Below are 16948 nucleotides of genomic sequence, written 5' to 3'. Positions count from 1 at the left end.
TACCGTAAGTCCTTTTAACAAAGTATACCTAAAGAAAGAGCCAAAATGTATCTAAAGGCAGATACCCAAATATTATTTTCTTGACATAAATTGGTAAACCAATCCCCACAAGAGTTTTTACGAGCCAATTGAGTATTTATACTTGCTAGTACCCGGAGTAAAGTCGATCGATTTTAGATTTTAGATTTTAGATTTTAGATTGGTAAATTCGATACATACTTAATAAAGTAGTTACTTCGGAGAAAAAACAGCAATGGCTGCAAACCAGGCAGACATCGATATTGCCCCCTTGATCGACTACGGCCTGATCGACCCCACCGCCACGCCAGAGCAAGTAGAACACTGTTGCCAACAAGCAGAGAGATTTGGCTTTGTCACAGTTTGCGTGTATCCCGCCTACGTCCGACAAGCAGTTGAGCTGCTGCACGGCAAACGTCCCAAAGTCTGTACAGTTATAGGTTTTCCCACCGGTGCTTCGACTTCAACGGTGAAAGTTTACGAAGCTCTAGAAGCAGCAGATAATGGAGCCGTAGAGTTAGATGTCTCCGTTAACTTAGGATTGTTGAAAGCTGGAAGAATCGACGAATTCCACCGGGAATTAGCCCAAATTTGCGAAGAAACTAATCTCACCATTAAAGCAATTATCGAAAGTTCGCTCCTTTCCGATGCCGAAAAACAATTAGCGGCTGAGATTTGTATGGAAGCCGGTGCCGCCTACATCAAAACCAACACTGGCTTTTTTGGCCCGGCGAAAGTTGACGATGTGCGACTGCTGAAGGAAGTTACGAAGGGACGGATTGGGATTAAAGCTGCCGGCGGAATTCGTACTCATGAACAAGCTCTAGATTTGGTACTAGCTGGGGCAACTCGTTTGGGGACTTCTCGTGGCCCGGAATTACTCCGCCAGCGCGATAATTTAGACAATCGTTGACAGTTGACAGTTGACAGTTAACTGTTGGCTGTTGACTGTTGGCTGTTAACTGTTGATATCAAATCCGTTAGCATCGGAATAGTAAATTCCAGTTCACTGTTCACTGTTCACTGTTCACTGTTCACTGCGTCAACAGTCAACAGTCAACCGTCAACCGTCAACATCATGTATGAGTGTAACCGGAAATGATATGATTTGTATTCATTGGTCATTGATCAAGTGTTTATCATCAATTGTTTCAAGGAGTTAATAGGGAGAACTTCCCACAGCTACAAGTTTATCAATTAGCAAAAAGAATCTCAAAAGAAATATAGTTTATTGTTTTAACTGGTTCCAAGGCTCTGCCTGGGAACCCATATTTAGAGGCTCTGCCTCGGCTGGGATTAGGAGGCAGAGCCTCCGGATCTGCGTTACCAGGCAGAGCCTGGTAACGAGTATCTAATAAAAGTTCTGCGTTGCGGACTGTTTTTGCTACTGTCCTTGTAAATCTAAAATCTAAAATCTAAAATCTAAAATCGAGTGACTCGAACTTACAAAGCAACTGGAATCAATCTTAAGAGTGCGCCGATGGGGGAATCCGATCGAGTGCTGACAATTTTGACGCGGGAATTCGGCTTAATTCGAGCCGTAGCACCGGGTGTTCGCAAACACCGATCGACCATCGGCGGAAGAAGCGAATTATTTGTTGTCAACGAATTGCTAATTGCCAAAGGCCGATCGCTCGACAAAATTACCCAAGCCGACACGGTACAATCCCATCCGGGTTTGAGCCGCAACCTAGGGAAACTCGCAGCGGCGCAATATCTGGCCGAATTGGCGATCGCCAGTGCCCTTTCCGATGAGCCCCAAGAAGAACTCTTTTGGTTGCTGGGCGAACATTTGAGCCGTTTGGAACGTTTGTCCGATCGCACAGAAATCCAATCTGCCGCCGTGCTGATTGCTCACCTCACCCACGGCATTTTTCACCTGCTAGCCTTAGCCGGCCTTGCGCCCCAAGTCCAAGTCTGCTGCGCCACCAGACAGCCACTTATCCCAAATTTCACCGATCCGAACTGGCAAACCGGGTTTAGTATACCCTCTGGGGGAACCTTCAGCTTGTCCGAGCTAGCTAACCTAGAGGCAGAACTCTCTTCAGAAACCGGTAGCTTGTCGAGATCCGCCTCCCGTTCCCGGCAAACGAATGGCAGCAAACACTTGACAAATTTCGAGATAAATGCTAAGGAATTAGCAGCGTTGCAACAGTTGGCTAGTCCAGAACTAGGAGAGGGGATTGCCGATCGAACAGCTTGGGTATCAGTAGAAAATATTTTGCGGCAATATGCCCAGTATCATTTAGGTTGCACGATTCGATCGGGAAGCTCGATAGACACCTACCTAGAGAGTTTTGAGTTTTAAATTTTGAGTGTGGATTTAAATAGGTGAAGGGGCGATCGTACATCGCAGCCCCAGCCTGCCGGATACCCGAACCTGCCGGTCTTTTCAGGTAAATTCTCAAGGTTGTTGCGACATCAGATAATAGATAGAGAAAAAGTTACGAGATTATTAATAAACTTAGGGGTTAACCCCTCAATTTGAAATCCCCATCCCCCCAACCTCCACCATCCCAGGCGAGCCACCCCAAATCCTATGATGCGACTGTCCGATTCTGATTTGACAATATCTGTTTTAGCTGTGACCCACCACAAAATGGAAGAACGAGAAAATTTTCCTGATTTTCGCTCCGATCCGGTCTTGGCCGATCGACAATGGAGCAACGTCCCAGACCCAGAAATGGATAAATACCCCACAACTCCAGAAACAGACGGGAACAACGGCAATAGCCCACACCCCGAAGCAATCCCCCCGGTTCCCACACCAGAGCCAGCAGCAGAACTCTCCGAGGCAGTAGCCGAAATTCCCGAAAAACAAACGGGATTTCTGCCAGTGCTCAAAAACCCCAATTTTCTAGCATTGTGGAGTGGGCAAGTTTTTTCCCAACTAGCAGATAAAGTTTATCTCGTACTGACGATCGCCCTCGTAGCCAGCCGCTTTCAAGCGCCAGATCAAACCATCAGCAGGTGGGTATCGGCAATCATGATCGCCTTTACCATTCCCGCAGTGCTGTTCGGGGCCGCCGCAGGCGTGTATGTCGATAGGTGGTCGAAAAAAGCAGTGCTGGTAGCCACAAACCTGCTGCGGGGAGCCTTCGTTTTAACCTTGCCAGTGCTGCTGTGGCTCTCGGACGGGTGGGAACTCGGTCAACTGCCACTCGGATTCTGCTTGCTGCTGCTAGTGACATTCCTCGTTTCGACTCTAACTCAATTTTTCGCCCCAGCAGAACAGTCAGTGATTCCCCTAATTGTGGAACGCCGCCACCTGCTATCAGCAAACTCCCTCTACACCACAACCATGATGGGTTCGGTGATTATTGGCTTCGCAGTGGGAGAACCCTTACTAGCTTTAGCCGACACCCTATTTTCCAACCTCGGTGGCGGACTCGGCATCGGCAAAGAATTAGTAGTAGGCGGAAGTTACGCCTTCGCCGGAGTGCTGTTGCTGTCGATGCAAACAGGCGAAAAAAACGAAGTCGAACACGAACCGCCCCACCCCTTAGCAGATTTGCGAGACGGCCTGCGTTACATCAACGATCAACCCAAAGTCCGCAATGCTTTAATTCAACTAATTATTCTCTTTTCCATTTTTGCAGCCTTGGCAGTTCTAGCAGTTCGGCTGGCAGAAATCCTCCCCGGTATGAAAGCGTCGCAATTTGGCTTTTTGCTGGCGGCGGTGGGCGTGGGCATGGCTTCTGGGGCGGCGACAGTCGGCTATCTCGGCCATAAATTTTCTCACTCCCAACTGAGTTTAATCGGATCTGTTGGCATGGCACTTGCTTTGATGGGCCTTTCTGCATTTACAGACCATTTGTGGCTGTCGGTGCTGTTCATTACCCTGTTGGGTTTATTTGCCTCATTGGTGGGAGTGCCGATGCAGACTACAATTCAAGCAGAAACCCCAGAAGAAATGCGGGGAAAAGTCTTCGGGCTGCAAAACAATGCCACTAATATCGCTTTGAGTTTACCGTTGGCTTTGGCCGGGGTAGCAGAAACATTTCTGGGTTTGCCGACAGTATTTTTGGCTTTAGCAGGATTAGCGATGGCTGGGGGTGTCTTAACCTGGTATATTTTCCGTAGCAGTAATAGCAAAGTCGATCGAACCTAAATAAATAACAAACTCTGATTTACTGGAATGCACATCGCTTGGCTAGGAAAAAAATCACCTTTTTGCGGTAACGTCACTTACTCCAGGGAAGTCACCAACGCACTATTAGACCGGGGATACCAGGTTAGTTTCCTGCACTTTGCCCAAGAAACGGGCCCGCTGGAGAGGAACAATACGGGGTGGAGTATGGCAAATGGTTCATGGGGAAAGGGAATTACTCAAACCTCATATACCACTTCGCTTTCGTCCGCCAGTTGCAACGAAGTCTCTTTACCCTGTCACTACAAATCGCAAATTTATACGATTCCAACTCTCAAGTCCCGCACAGTGCTGATGAAATCTCTGCGGCGGCTCAAACCCGATGTTGTTCACGCTTCCCTGACGCTTTCGCCTCTAGACTTTCTGTTGCCGGAAATTTGTCAAGAATTGAATTTGCCTCTGGTGGCGACTTTTCACCCGCCGTTCGATCGCAAATTGCGGAATTTGACATCGGGAACCCAACACCTGATGTATCAACTGTATGCTCCTTTTTTGGCTAACTACGACTCGACGATCGTTTTTTCTCAGATTCAGCGGGATATATTGGTGAAGTTGGGAGTGCCGCAGGAACGGGTGGCTGTGATTCCCAACGGCGTGGATGCTGTTAAATATTCTCCAGGGCCTTCGGGGCTGAAGTCGGAATTAAAGGCCGATCGAATTTTTGTTTACCAAGGCCGCATTGCCCAGGAGAAAAATGTCGAGGCTTTGCTCAAGGCCTGGAAACACTGTAATTTTGGCCCTGGGAACGTATTGGCGATCGTAGGCGACGGGCCCCTAGCCGCCTCGCTGCAACTGTTTTACGGCGAAGATGATGGCATTGTGTGGCTCGGATTTGTCGCTGAGGAGGAACGCCGGATCGAAATTCTGCGGGGTGCTGACGTATTTATTTTGCCTTCTTTGGTGGAGGGACTGTCGCTGTCGCTGCTGGAAGCGATGGCCTGCGGTTTAGCTTGTTTGGCAACCGATGCCGGTGCTGACGGCGAGGCCTTGGAGGAAGGCGCGGGGATAGTTTTGAACACTCAGAGGGTACGAAGTCAGTTGCAAACCTTGCTGCCGCTGTTTTGCGATCATCCTGAGTTGGGAATGCTGCTTGGTCAAAAAGCACGCCAACGGGCGATGGAGCGATACACTCTCAGTCAGAATATTACTGAGTTGGAAAAGCTGTATGCAGAGGTTTTGCAAAAGCAGCGCGTACTAATTCGCGGTTTAGCATAATTCAGCAGGAAGAAGGAACTCCGAACCTGTTGAAATTAATCCGTCTATCCGTGTCAAAATCCGTGTCGTGCCTTCCTTCTTCCTTCGCATATGACTTATAGAAATCCCGCTCCTACTGTTGATATTATCATCGAGTTAGCCGATCGCCCCCATCGCCCGATCATACTCATCGAACGCCGCAATATTCCCTACGGCTGGGCACTTCCCGGCGGCTTTGTCGATTACGGAGAATCGGTAGAAACGGCTGCCAAACGCGAAGCTTTAGAAGAAACGAGTTTGAATGTAGAATTAATTGAGCAATTTTACGTTTATTCTGATCCAAATCGCGACGCGCGGCAACACACTATTAGTATTGTATTCTTGGCTTCTGCAACGGGCGAACCTCAAGCCGCCGACGATGCTAAAAGTTTACAAATTTTTGAATCTTGGCAGATTCCTCGTGAATTGTGTTTCGATCACGATCGCATTTTACGAGATTATTGGCGTTACCGTCATTATGGATTGCGGCCGCGTTTGTAGGAGGGGAGTTTTTGTTTCGTTCATCTCACATCTTGCACTAATGTCAGGAACAGGCAAGATGCCTGTTCCACAAAAAAAACTCAATGTTATTGTGGAACGGGCGTCTCGCCCGTCAGGAACAGGCAAGATGCCTGTTCCACAAAAAAAACTCAATGTTATTGTGGAACGGGCTTCTAGCCCGTCAGGAACAGGCAAGATGCCTGTTCCACAAAAAAACTCAATGTTATTGTGGAACGGGCGTCTCGCCCGTCAGGAACAGGCAAGATGCCTGTTCCACAAAAAAACTCAATCTTCTTGTGGAACGGGCGTCTCGCCCGTCAGGAACAGGCAAGATGCCTGTTCCACAAAAAAACTCAATCTTCTTGTGGAACGGGCTTCTAGCCCGTTCTTGAGAATGGTGTAACATCGGAGTTCATTAAACTAAATTCTATGCCAAGCTTGACAATATTAGGCGGAGGTGCTTGGGGTTCTGCCTTGGCAAATCTGGGAGACAAAAAAGGATCTCGAGTTAATTTGTGGTCGCGCAGCAGTTCTGTTAATCTAGAATCAGTTATAACAGGTGCGGATGTTGTTGTTTCGGCAGTTTCGATGAAAGGAGTTGGAGCAACTGTCGATCGACTTTTGGCTTTAGAGTTAAGTCCCAGTACAATTATAGTTACCGTCACCAAAGGTTTAGACCCCGCGAGTACACGCACTCCATCTCAAATTTGGCAAAATGCGTTTCCTAATAATTCAATTGTGGTACTTTCGGGCCCAAATCTTTCCGAAGAAATTCAGCAGGGCTTGCCGGCGGCAACGGTAGCGGCGAGTTTGGATTTAGCGGCGGCCAAGCAAGTGCAAAATATTTACAGTTCCGATATTTTTCGGGTTTATGTGAATGAAGACCCGCTGGGGACTGAGTTAGGTGGAACTTTGAAAAATGTATTTGCGATCGCCGCTGGAGTTTGCGACGGTTTACAATTAGGAACTAATGCGAAATCTGCTTTGCTGACTCGGGCTTTGCCGGAAATGATTCGGGTGGGGGTTCGTTTAGGGGCTCGCGCAGAAACTTTTTACGGTTTGTCTGGTTTGGGAGATTTGCTGGCTACTTGCAACAGTCCTTTATCGCGCAATTATCGGGTTGGTTTCGGATTGGCTGAAGGCAAATCTTTAGAGCAAATTTTGCACGAATTGCAGAGCACTGCTGAGGGAGTCAATACTACTAATGTGTTGATTGATTTGGCTAATCAACGTGGCATTGAAGTGCCTGTTTCTCGTCAAGTTTATCGCTTATTAAATGGTGAAATTACTGCTGAACAAGCCGTTTTATCGCTGATGGAACGAGCTTTAAAACCTGAGATTTTATAATTTCTACGGCTAGATAGGTAAGGACTTATACCAATTTTTTATGAGGTTGCATAGAATCCGATCCCCCCTAGCCAAGAGGGCGGGCACGGGGAGTAGGGGTCGCACCGCCCCTACTAAGGGGGGGACAAGATTCTTCTCAAAGTCAACCCCTACTCCCCTTCTTAAGGGGGATTTAGGGGGATCGAGATATGTGCAACTTCACCTTAAATTGGTATTAAGCAAAGCTTAAGTCCCTACCCGTAGCTGAAGTTTCAAGGATTTGCCTCACGAGTTGCTAGTTATGAGTTAAGAGTTGTAAGCGACATTGGTTGAGCGGTCAAATTGATGTTTTGAGCGCTCGGTAGAGAGAGTTTAAGAAATTGAAGATGAGTCGTGCATCCAAAACTCTTTAACTCATAGCTGCTACTTAACTCATAACTCATAACTTGCAGAGCGAGTTGCACCAGCTTTACATCTTGCCGTGCTGCATTACCTGTTGAAGGTGCTGCCGAATTTCCTGCGCGTGCTCCATGTCAGCTTGCTGCAATTTTTGAAACAGTTCAGCACAAGGCTGAGAACCGGTTTCTTGAGCATCTTTCATGTAAGTATCGTAGGCTTTCAAAGCTTCAGACTTGTTTTGCAAAACTGTTAACAAATCATACTCGAGGTTGCTGATGACGGCATTTCCGTTAGTGCTCATAAACTGACCTTCTGCTAGGATTTGTCCCAAGTTTGACCGATCCGGGGATGACTGTTCATCTGTCTAGAAGGGTAGATAATTCTACTTTCCACCGTAATAAAACGCAACTTCTTTATCTTTCAGCGGTGCGAAGTCAGCAGCAACTAGCATTTTATCGAGCTCGTTTTGGGGCAGATGTTTGACACCGATTCGGACAATGCGCGATCGCATTGTATTTGACACGCCACTGCGCTGTCTGCCGGATTCTAATCCCATCACTTGCTTGTAGAGGTCTAATTTTGCTTGCGGAATCGGAGTACCGTCAAAGTCGATTCCAGAGGCGATCGCAACATCGATCGCATCTGCACCAGTTGTAGATTGAGCCGCTGAGTTTGTTTCTGAAGACATTGTGCAACTTAAATAAAAAGGACGATCGTCATAAAAAGTAGTTTAGTCCTAAAAGTGCCAAAGTTGAGCACCAAACTCTAGCACAGCTCAAAATAACGTAAACTCGTGAAACAAGCTAAACAGTCCGCCCCACACTGTTCCATTAAGGACAGTTTGGCCGGGGGGCGAGATCATTGAGCATTTCTTCAAACAACGGATTGCCAAAACTCATCAATTGCAGTGAAGCATTTTCGTCAAAGATATCCGGGTAAAATGTTACAGCATAATCGCGACTTTTATAGTTAAGATTCCAAGTGCGATTTTCCGAGCGATCGAACATAGCGCCAATCTGCTTTAAAATCAAAGAATTGACAAACAAATTTTCGATGGTTTCAGGAAACAGAGAAGTCGGCTGCAGAGGTTGACGGATTTCTTGCAAGTCTGATTCTACATCCATCGCTACCATTTCATCGAGGGCAGGACCGCGAGGCGGCGCGTCTAAAATGCGATCGAACTCTCCCAACAAAACGCCCTCTTCTTCGGGATCTGCACTCATCACAGCCTGTTCGATGAAAGTGGGAACTGTTGCGAGAATCGGTTGCAAATTGCCCACAACGGTTTGAAAAGCATCGATGCGATCGCGCAATTTCTTGTAAACCTTCGCCTCTACCGTTCCGTCATAGTAAAAATTGTGTATTCTGACGGTATCATAAATCTGGCCGATGCGATCGAGTCTGCCGATGCGTTGTTCGACTCGCATGGGATTCCAAGGCATATCGTAGTTGATTAAAACGCCGCAAGTTTGCAAATTTAGCCCTTCTGATGCGGATTCGGTACAGAGTAAAATTTTGATGATTCCTTCTCGGAATTTGGTTTTGATTTGTTCTTTCGGAAAAATTCGCCATTGACCATTTTGATACAATTCTCCGCCGCGCCCGGAATAGCAAGCAATCTGAGCACCATATAATTGTTGTAAAGCGCTGCGGATATAATCCATTGTGTCGGTGTACTGCGTGAAGACGATCGCACTTTCGCGCTGGATTAGTTCTTGACGCAAAATTGTGATAAAATGCGAAAGCTTGCTATCTTCGCCTGTATTCTCGAATTGATAAAGTAAATCTTCTAAATATTTAATCTCTTCAGGATCTGCTGGTTCAAAATAAGATTCCATTCCTTCGAGAATCACATCATCCGCCTCATCTAAATCCTGAAAATCATCCTCAGTAATGCTAATTCCTTCGAGGCGGCGCTGTAAGGATTCGCGGATGGCATAAAACGAACTTGTCAGGCGTTTGCGGTAAAGAGTCATCAAAAATCCTAACGCTTTGCGGTTGTCTTTTTGCGCTAGATTGTAAAAGTGGCGCACGTAATTACTGACGGCGAGATAAAGCGGGACTTCGCGCTTATTTTCTAATGTAATCGCATTATCTCGGACTGCGCGGTGGGGAATATCGCGATCCAACAATCCCCGCTGATAGTATTGGCGCAAAGTGTCGCGGGTGTGGCGGAACATCAAATCCTTGAGGGGAGTATTCACTGTCAAATATTGGCGGGAAGCGGCGATAAAATCCGTGTCTTCAGCAACTTGTTTTGGGTTGACTCGCTGGTTTTTTTCCCAGACATCGCGTAACTTATAATATAGTAGCCGATCGCACTTTTGGAGATATTGCTGCAACCGAGCACAGGGCGAACCGCCTTGCTGGAAGTAATCCACAGACATCAGTTGCCAAAAATTCAAGGTTTGGCGATCGGGTTTGTCGGATAGTGTGCTAAAATAATTGCAGAAATTCTCACCATAAGACCAATGTCCTCGGAGTCCGAGAAGTTGCAATAAATCGAAAACTTCGATCGCGTCAATCTGCATCGGCGTGGCGGATAATAATAAGAGCGATCGGCTTTTTTCTTTCAATTGCTGCATTAACTGTAGTAAGCGATTGGGAGTTTCCTTGCGGTTTTGCGGGCTTTGGCGGCGGGCGTGATGCGCTTCATCCAGAATCACCAAATCCCACGGTTGCGCGTCTAAAAGCTGGTTTGTACGATCGCTCCGACGGACTAAATGAGATGATGCTAAAATTAGATTTTGGGAATTCCAAATATTCTCTTCCCCTGACATACTCCTCTCCCCATAGGAATTTTTTAATTCACCTTTGTTGTAACTCCAAAAATGCAAATTAAATTTTTCGCGCAATTCTTCGTGCCATTGCGGCTGAATGCTAGCGGGTGCTAAAATTAACACACGTTTGACTTTTTGGCTGACAAGCAAGTAACGGAGAATCAACCCAGTTTCGATAGTTTTTCCCAATCCAACTTCATCCGCAATTAAGAAACTTTTCGGAAAATTTGCCGCCACTCTACGCAATATCTTAATCTGATGCGGCCAAGGTGCGATCGGAATTGATTTTAAACAATAATCCAGACAACTTGGCGAAGCGTACAAATTGAGAATCGGTTCAAATTTAGCATAATCTTGAGATAACTCCAAATCCCCAACACCTCCTCCTAAATCCCGACTCCTAACATCCGTTACATCCGTTACATCCGTTACAAAATCCGTTGCCGAACCTTCCTCATCCGTTACATCCGCTACATCCGTTACATCCGTTACATCCGCTACAAAATCCGCTGCCGAACCTTCCTCCCGATTCCACACAGGTTTACTGCTGGGCGCGTAGTTGAGCAGCTTATTTTTCACCGCTTCCGGCACTTCAAAAACGCGCACATTCGGCGATAAATTGTTCCACAACTGTTCAAACCGAAAAATCTCTTCAGAAACTCGTTCTGCATCTCGACCGCCTTCCCAAGCACAATAAACGTGGAAAGATTCAACGTTGCTTTCCCAACCGCTGAGAGATTCGTTATTGGAACCGCTAAAGGCTAATTGTGCGCCGTTACAGTCGGTAAAAATGCCGACTTTTTCGTGAAAAATATGCTGGCGATCGAGTAAACTTTCAGTATCTATTGGTAAGCCGTTAGATTTGAGGGGAACGGCGATTTTAATATCGAGATAACTGTTTTGAATCAGCCAACTGAGAATTTCAAAATGTTTGAGTTGGGCGAAAGTTTTGGGCGGCTGTAAATCGGTATCGAGGCGGATGGTAACTGCATCTCGGAGGGCGTAACCTTGTTGGATAGCTTGCAAGTCTTGGGGGCTGAATTGACAGCCCATGATTAACCGCATCCGCCCTTGATTGTGCAGCATGGCGCCCAATCCCTGCGCTACTTTACTGAGGATGGCGCTGTTGAAAAAGCCGGATTTGCGATCGTACTGTAGAGCACATTCTAGCGCGGGAATGTAGAAATCGGCGATCGGGTTATTTTCGTTGCTAGAATAACTAATCCGCCAGGGATAATCTGTTAAATTCATGTTATTATTTATTCTTTAAGGTTCGTAGTTGCGCTTCAGCGCCGGCCGGATCATAGCGTGGGCAACTACAAACTTATTTTAATCACGACTTAGGCAAAGGTGGAATCTCATCAGCCGAAAGTGTCACCACTTTTCCATCTTGCCAAATACTAATTGATTGTCCGAGTTTGCGGTGTTTCTCGATCGCCTGTGCGATCGCCATTTTAACACCAGCATCGATTCGATCGGACAATTTTTGATTTGTTTGAGTCATCGGATTAATCCTCCTGAGTAATTGTATTCCAAATCTCGAACTGATAAATTATCGGATTAGAATTTAAAGGGCATTCTGCAATCAATTCAGGAATAGGATTAGAATTATCATAACTCACCCACATATCACTTAAAGGTAAGTACAATTCTAATAAATTTTTGCGTCTTAAGGCGCTTTCCCACAGTCCGCCAGGGAATGAATTCCCTGGCTAATAGCGAAAGTCCTCTAAAGAGGACTGATGAGTTATTCATATCCTCCCTCTTTTGTCACTTGCGGCAGACAATATTATTAAATTTTAATATATTAAATCATAATTATTAAATCCTAGAAATTATTCAGTCCTCTTCAGAGGACTTTCGCTTTGAGGCAGGGAATTCATTCCCTGCCGGACTGCCGGAATGCGGGTTTTGCCTGAAGCCGAACTGCGGGTTTGACCTTAAATTGACCTAACCCAAATCTAAACTCAACTGTCCCTCAAACGGAAGTTCCATCTGTTGATAAACAACCTTCGCCTTAATCTCATCCATCGCCAACCACAAATCTAACAAAGCCTTCTCCTCCGGGATGCGTTTCTTCTCATCCCCAATACGCGGAATCACTTTCAGCGCCACTTCTATCGCCCGCATGAAATTATCGTTATCAGTCAAAGCGGTTTTTTTCATAAACTCGCGCACGATTTGAATATCTCCGTCCTCCTGATACAAACCGATAATCGCGTGCAATCCATCGACTAAATAGGTAATCGAAAAATCTTGCGGATTGACAGAAAAAGCTCCTTTTTTCAGCCGCTGTTTCGGTGTCAAAAGTTTGCAAGTGCCGCTAGTCGAGTCAATTAATTTGTAGACTTTTGCTAAATCTACGACATCGAAACCGCCGACGGCGAGGGCGAGTTGTCGCGCTTCATCGAAGGGGAACTCGACAGCGCCAAAGGCATCCCAGGCGAGGAAATACCATTGAGTCAGGGCGTCAAATCCGGCGGTATCGGTTTGTGCAAGTTTGCGGAAGCGATAGTTTGCTATGGCTTTTCTGGCTTCAGCAAATGCAACTTCCGGGCGCACTTCTTCGCCGCTGCTGTCGAGGATGGGATAGGAACGGCTGAACACATTTAAAGCGGGGCCAAAGGCGCTCAAATAAAGATTAATACCAGCTCCTTCATGCTTTTTGTTAGGCAAATCTGATTCGAGTGCTTTTTCTAATTCTGGTGCTTTCTGAAAAACCGTATTGCTGACTTCAACTCGCAAATCATCCCACCAAGCTTGGGGGGCGTTAGGATCACGTTTGCGACAGACGAGGAGCACTGTACTAGAAACCGAGTTTTTATGCGCTTGGTGCAAGTTTTGCGGGTTTTCGGTACTGACGGCCCAAGATGCGGTAATCTCGAAACCGGCATCGATGAGGGATTTTGTGAGTACGTCCCACGCGCCGGATTCTTTGTGGTTGAATTGGACTGTCATCACGCCGTCATCGCGCAAAACTCGGTAATATTCGCTAAAAGCTAGCGCCATTTTTGCTTCGTAATCTTGTTTGGCGAGTTCGTCGGGGGATGTCCCCATGTTGCGGAAGCGCGACGGGTTGGCTACCGCTTCTCTATCTTTGTCGGTGAGTTCTGAGTAGAATAAATCGGGGAAAATATCGCCTAATGTGCGCTTCATCCAGACGTAGAAAAAGTCGGAAAGTTCGGCATATTGGATTGTGGAATAGTAAGGCGGGTCGGTGATAATGGCATCGACTGAATTGTCGGGAATGTGGTAGAGGCTATCGGCTGATGCGGCATTTATTTGGATAGTTTTAGGGTCGTATTGTTCGATACCGGGTAAGCCGATAGAGTGGGGTTTTGTGCCGAATAATGCACAAAGGTTAGGATAATCCGATAAAACTTTTTCAGCACACCAATGCCATAGCCGAATACTTCCATTAACTTCTGGATAGTTCCAAATTAAATTTAATGCGTGTTGACCAGAGGCTCCTTCAATTTTAGGCCCCATTGTATTTACATGAGCTAATCTACAATTAACATCAACACATCTATCTAATACTAAAGCTAGATAAGTTGCGATCGCCTCTACTTTCTCCAATTCATACTCAGCCTGTAGCAGTGCCTGAGCTTCGTTGATAATTTCCACATAAGTGACAAGCGTTAGAAGCTGTCGAGGGTTAAATAATTGTTCCCAGCTTCTAATTCCTCGATTGTAACAACGGGTGTCTTGTCCCTGTAAAAGTGGCTCGCAAGGTATTAGATATGAGTTTTTATAAGTGTCTAAAAATTGTTCGGTCTTAGCAATTCCTTTTAGGTCTAATTCTAAAGGTAATCTAAATTCTAAGCTACTCGCTCCTTTTTTGTAACCAACTGCATAAACTAAATGATTAAAATCTTTTTCTAAAATTTTTCTATCTATATAGTCACTAGCTAGTAAATAGTCACAATTCAGGCATTTTCCCTCACCTCGATTAATTGTAATCATCTCACTCGGATCGTACTCACCCCCATCCGTTTTAATCGTGGATTCCTTGCCTTTCTTCCCCTTCACCAACTCAAAATCAACCCGCTTCTGTTCCGGGTTGGGAATTGGTTTTACCGCATACCAATCACTCGTAACTTTTCTCGTTTGGTTCTTACCTGCATAATTACTCGTCTTACTCAACCACCAATTCGGACTCAACGGCACAACCGACTGACAACTCGGACAAACCACCGTATGAGCCCACAAATAAGTCTGCACAGTTTCCCCCGGTAAAGATGGGAAAAACTCAGTTAATCTTTTCTCCGCTTCATCCCCCACCCATTTCACCCATTTATCAATATCCTCCTGCAAATCCGGGCCAAATTTCAGCGGATATTCCATCGCCGCCTTCATCGTCACCACCGCCACCGGATTGAGATCCGACGCCAACACATTCAACCCGTACCGCGCCGCCTCAAACGGAATGCTTCCCCCACCCGCAAACGCATCTAAAATCGTCGGCGTGCGATTCCCCCACACTTTCTCACAATAGTCATGAACTTTTTTAATTCGCACCGAAGACGGGGGAGTTTTGTAGAGTTTAATTTCCTTCCCCGGTTCCAATCCCAGCAAATATTCAAACTCTTCTAAAGAGATATCTGCTGGTAAAATCGACCCCAACACCGAAGCGCGAGAAAACGATAAAGGTTTGCGCGAATACCAGCGATGCAATCCTTTAAATGGATTGCCGCCGTGTTCGTAATAAACCTGCTCGTTTAGCAGATTTACGGGCATGATTTTCTCGATGAAGAGGTGAGGGCGCATAATTTGTTGGTTGTTGGTTATTTGTTATTTGTTATTGGTTATCCGTTGGTAATTCGGCGATTGGAAATCGCGTCTACACAAACGAAGTCCGCCTCCGCGGACTAAGAGAGAAAGATCCCAAAATTTTCTCGCTCAATCTTCAAATAGCTCTGCCTTTTCAATGATAAACCATTCGTGATACAATATTGCTAAGAAAAACTCTTCTCCTTTTGGGCGATCGCACACAGCCATATATCCAGATGCCGACCAGTGATCCTCAAAAGTTGTATCCTTAAGAAACAGAGTCAGCGAGTTGCCATCCGCACTCCAAATTGTCCGCAAAATCGTGATATTTTGGTGATGCAATGCTTCAATCGGCAACAACACCCACCGCCCCTCAATTTCCATAAATTCCGCTGCGGCGTATCTAAATTCAGACTCCCATCTAAACGGCCCTTCATGCTTCTCAATAATCCCATCCCAGCGCACTGTTTTAATTTTGGCTAAAGTTTCGTTTGACAAATCAGCTACTTTCATAAAATTAATCTCCTCATAAATTTTGCTTGTTTGTATCGAAGTCTCGATCCCCCCTAACAAGAGGGCGGGCACGGGGGCACCGCCCCTACACTCGGGGGGGACAAGAATGCGCTACCACCAGAGAAACCGGGTTTAACTGGTTCCAAGGCTCTGCCTGGGAACCCCTGTCTAGAGGCTCTGCCTCGTTTGTGGCTGGGAAAGATTGGAGGCAGAGCCTCCTGATATGCGTTACCAGGCAGAGCCTGGAAACGAGTAGATACGTCAAATCCGCTACTTTCACAATTTCAATCTCCCAATAAAATTCGCAAAGCTTTCAAAGCATTTGAACGATTCCCATTGGCAATTTTTCCAAACCAATAATGTGCCTCTTCATTACTCATCGCCATAATCCCTTCGGCAATATTCGCAATTCGTTCGGTTTTCGATAGCGGTTGCAGCGATTGAAATAAAATCGCCAAACTCACCCCCGATTCTTCTGATAATATATAAGGAGTTTGTCGCTGCTGAGATAAAGTTTTAGGGTCGTAATTATTCGCTTTGAGAGTTGCATAAATTGTTTGTCTCGCCAAAACCAGGGCATTTCCTTTGAGTCGCCCCAATTTTTTAGCAGCAGGACGTTTTTTCTCTCCCGCTTTCTTGTAAGCACATTGGTATAGTTCCAAAGCGAAGTTGTTATTATCTATCGGTAAAACTCGTAATTGAAATTCTTGCATGAGCTATGGGCGGGGCGGGTTTAGGAAATATTTTATTTGAGGCGTAGATGGTTGGTAGAACCCGCCCCTACATGGCACTAATTATACAACAATCAATCTCTACATCGTATCATGTCCGATCGATCGCGATTCGTGTAGGGGCGGGTTCACCAACCATCTACGCAATCAACCAACCATCTCAAAAACCCGCCCCGGCCTATGTATTATGCGGGTATGTTAAAAGAGGTAGATTGGGATTTATCGTGGGGTAGGGGCGGGTTTTTGAGATGGTTAATTTTTGCCACATATTGTTGGTTAACCCGCCCCTACATTTCAATACAATAATTAATTTACACATCATATCATGTTCGATCGCAATTCCTGTAGGGGCGGGTTCACCAACCATAATCGCCATCAACCAACCATCTCAAAAACCCGCCCTGACCCATGTATTATGCTAGTATGTTAAAAGAGGTAGATTGGGATTTACCGTGGGGTGGGGGCGGGTTTTTGAGATTGTTAATTTTTGCCACATATTGTTTGTTAACCCGCCCCTACATTTC

At 46.0% G+C, this 16948-nt stretch carries 14 protein-coding genes; 7 read left to right on the top strand and 7 right to left on the bottom strand.

Going from position 1 to position 16948, the window contains the following annotated elements; genetic code table 11:
* Positions 1 to 253: 253 nt before the first annotated feature.
* The 7 genes from deoC (at position 254) to QUB12_RS09155 (ending at position 7249) form a co-directional block, all read left to right on the top strand.
* A complete protein-coding gene (deoC, locus tag QUB12_RS09185) occupies positions 254 to 931 on the top strand; it encodes a deoxyribose-phosphate aldolase (RefSeq protein WP_333142170.1) in 678 nt (225 codons plus the stop codon).
* A 519-nt stretch (positions 932 to 1450) separates the two neighbouring features.
* Positions 1451 to 2326, top strand: coding sequence for a DNA repair protein RecO (recO, locus tag QUB12_RS09180; RefSeq protein ID WP_333306477.1), 876 nt, complete (start codon positions 1451 to 1453; stop codon positions 2324 to 2326).
* A gap of 231 nt (positions 2327 to 2557) precedes the next feature.
* Positions 2558 to 4129: an MFS transporter gene (locus QUB12_RS09175; protein ID WP_333306475.1), complete on the top strand. Its 1572-nt coding sequence runs from the start codon at positions 2558 to 2560 to the stop codon at positions 4127 to 4129.
* Positions 4130 to 4156: 27 nt separating this feature from the next.
* A complete protein-coding gene (locus QUB12_RS09170) occupies positions 4157 to 5383 on the top strand; it encodes a glycosyltransferase family 4 protein (protein WP_333306473.1) in 1227 nt (408 codons plus the stop codon).
* 90 nt (positions 5384 to 5473) lie between these two features.
* Positions 5474 to 5902 carry an NUDIX hydrolase gene (locus tag QUB12_RS09165; protein ID WP_333306471.1) on the top strand — a complete coding sequence of 143 codons (429 nt, stop codon included), beginning with the start codon at positions 5474 to 5476 and terminating at the stop codon, positions 5900 to 5902.
* Between the two features lie 58 nt (positions 5903 to 5960).
* Positions 5961 to 6305 carry a hypothetical protein gene (locus QUB12_RS09160; RefSeq protein WP_333306468.1) on the top strand — a complete coding sequence of 115 codons (345 nt, stop codon included), beginning with the start codon at positions 5961 to 5963 and terminating at the stop codon, positions 6303 to 6305.
* Between the two features lie 26 nt (positions 6306 to 6331).
* On the top strand, positions 6332 to 7249 hold the full coding sequence (locus QUB12_RS09155) for an NAD(P)H-dependent glycerol-3-phosphate dehydrogenase (protein WP_333306466.1): 918 nt from the start codon (positions 6332 to 6334) through the stop codon (positions 7247 to 7249).
* A 448-nt stretch (positions 7250 to 7697) separates the two neighbouring features.
* Here the strand turns inward: QUB12_RS09155 and QUB12_RS09150 are convergent, their stop codons facing one another.
* The 7 genes from QUB12_RS09150 to QUB12_RS09120 form a co-directional block, all read right to left on the bottom strand.
* The gene (locus QUB12_RS09150) at positions 7698 to 7928 is read right to left on the bottom strand and encodes a hypothetical protein (protein ID WP_333306464.1); all 231 of its coding nucleotides are present in this window, start codon (positions 7926 to 7928) and stop codon (positions 7698 to 7700) included.
* 81 nt (positions 7929 to 8009) lie between these two features.
* A complete protein-coding gene (locus QUB12_RS09145) occupies positions 8010 to 8315 on the bottom strand; it encodes a small RNA NsiR4-regulated ssr1528 family protein (protein ID WP_333306462.1) in 306 nt (101 codons plus the stop codon).
* 142 nt (positions 8316 to 8457) lie between these two features.
* The gene (locus QUB12_RS09140; RefSeq protein ID WP_333306459.1) at positions 8458 to 11658 is read right to left on the bottom strand and encodes an SNF2-related protein; all 3201 of its coding nucleotides are present in this window, start codon (positions 11656 to 11658) and stop codon (positions 8458 to 8460) included.
* Between the two features lie 82 nt (positions 11659 to 11740).
* Positions 11741 to 11911 (bottom strand): hypothetical protein, encoded by a 171-nt coding sequence (locus tag QUB12_RS09135; protein ID WP_333306457.1) that lies wholly within the window; start codon positions 11909 to 11911, stop codon positions 11741 to 11743.
* 446 nt (positions 11912 to 12357) lie between these two features.
* Complete coding sequence (locus QUB12_RS09130) at positions 12358 to 15147, bottom strand: DUF1156 domain-containing protein (protein ID WP_333306455.1); 2790 nt, start codon at positions 15145 to 15147, stop codon at positions 12358 to 12360.
* Between the two features lie 162 nt (positions 15148 to 15309).
* Entirely contained in the window at positions 15310 to 15693 is a 384-nt protein-coding gene (locus QUB12_RS09125) for a hypothetical protein (protein WP_333306453.1), read from the bottom strand.
* A gap of 284 nt (positions 15694 to 15977) precedes the next feature.
* Positions 15978 to 16406: a DUF7680 family protein gene (locus QUB12_RS09120; protein ID WP_333306451.1), complete on the bottom strand. Its 429-nt coding sequence runs from the start codon at positions 16404 to 16406 to the stop codon at positions 15978 to 15980.
* Between the last annotated feature and the right edge of the window lie 542 nt (positions 16407 to 16948).

This window comes from Microcoleus sp. B7-D4, assembly GCF_036705125.1.
In the GTDB taxonomy this organism is placed as follows: Bacteria; Cyanobacteriota; Cyanobacteriia; order Cyanobacteriales; family Microcoleaceae; genus Microcoleus.
The sequence above is the reverse complement of the archived record's forward strand: the minus strand, read 5'-3'. Positions and strand labels throughout refer to the sequence as shown.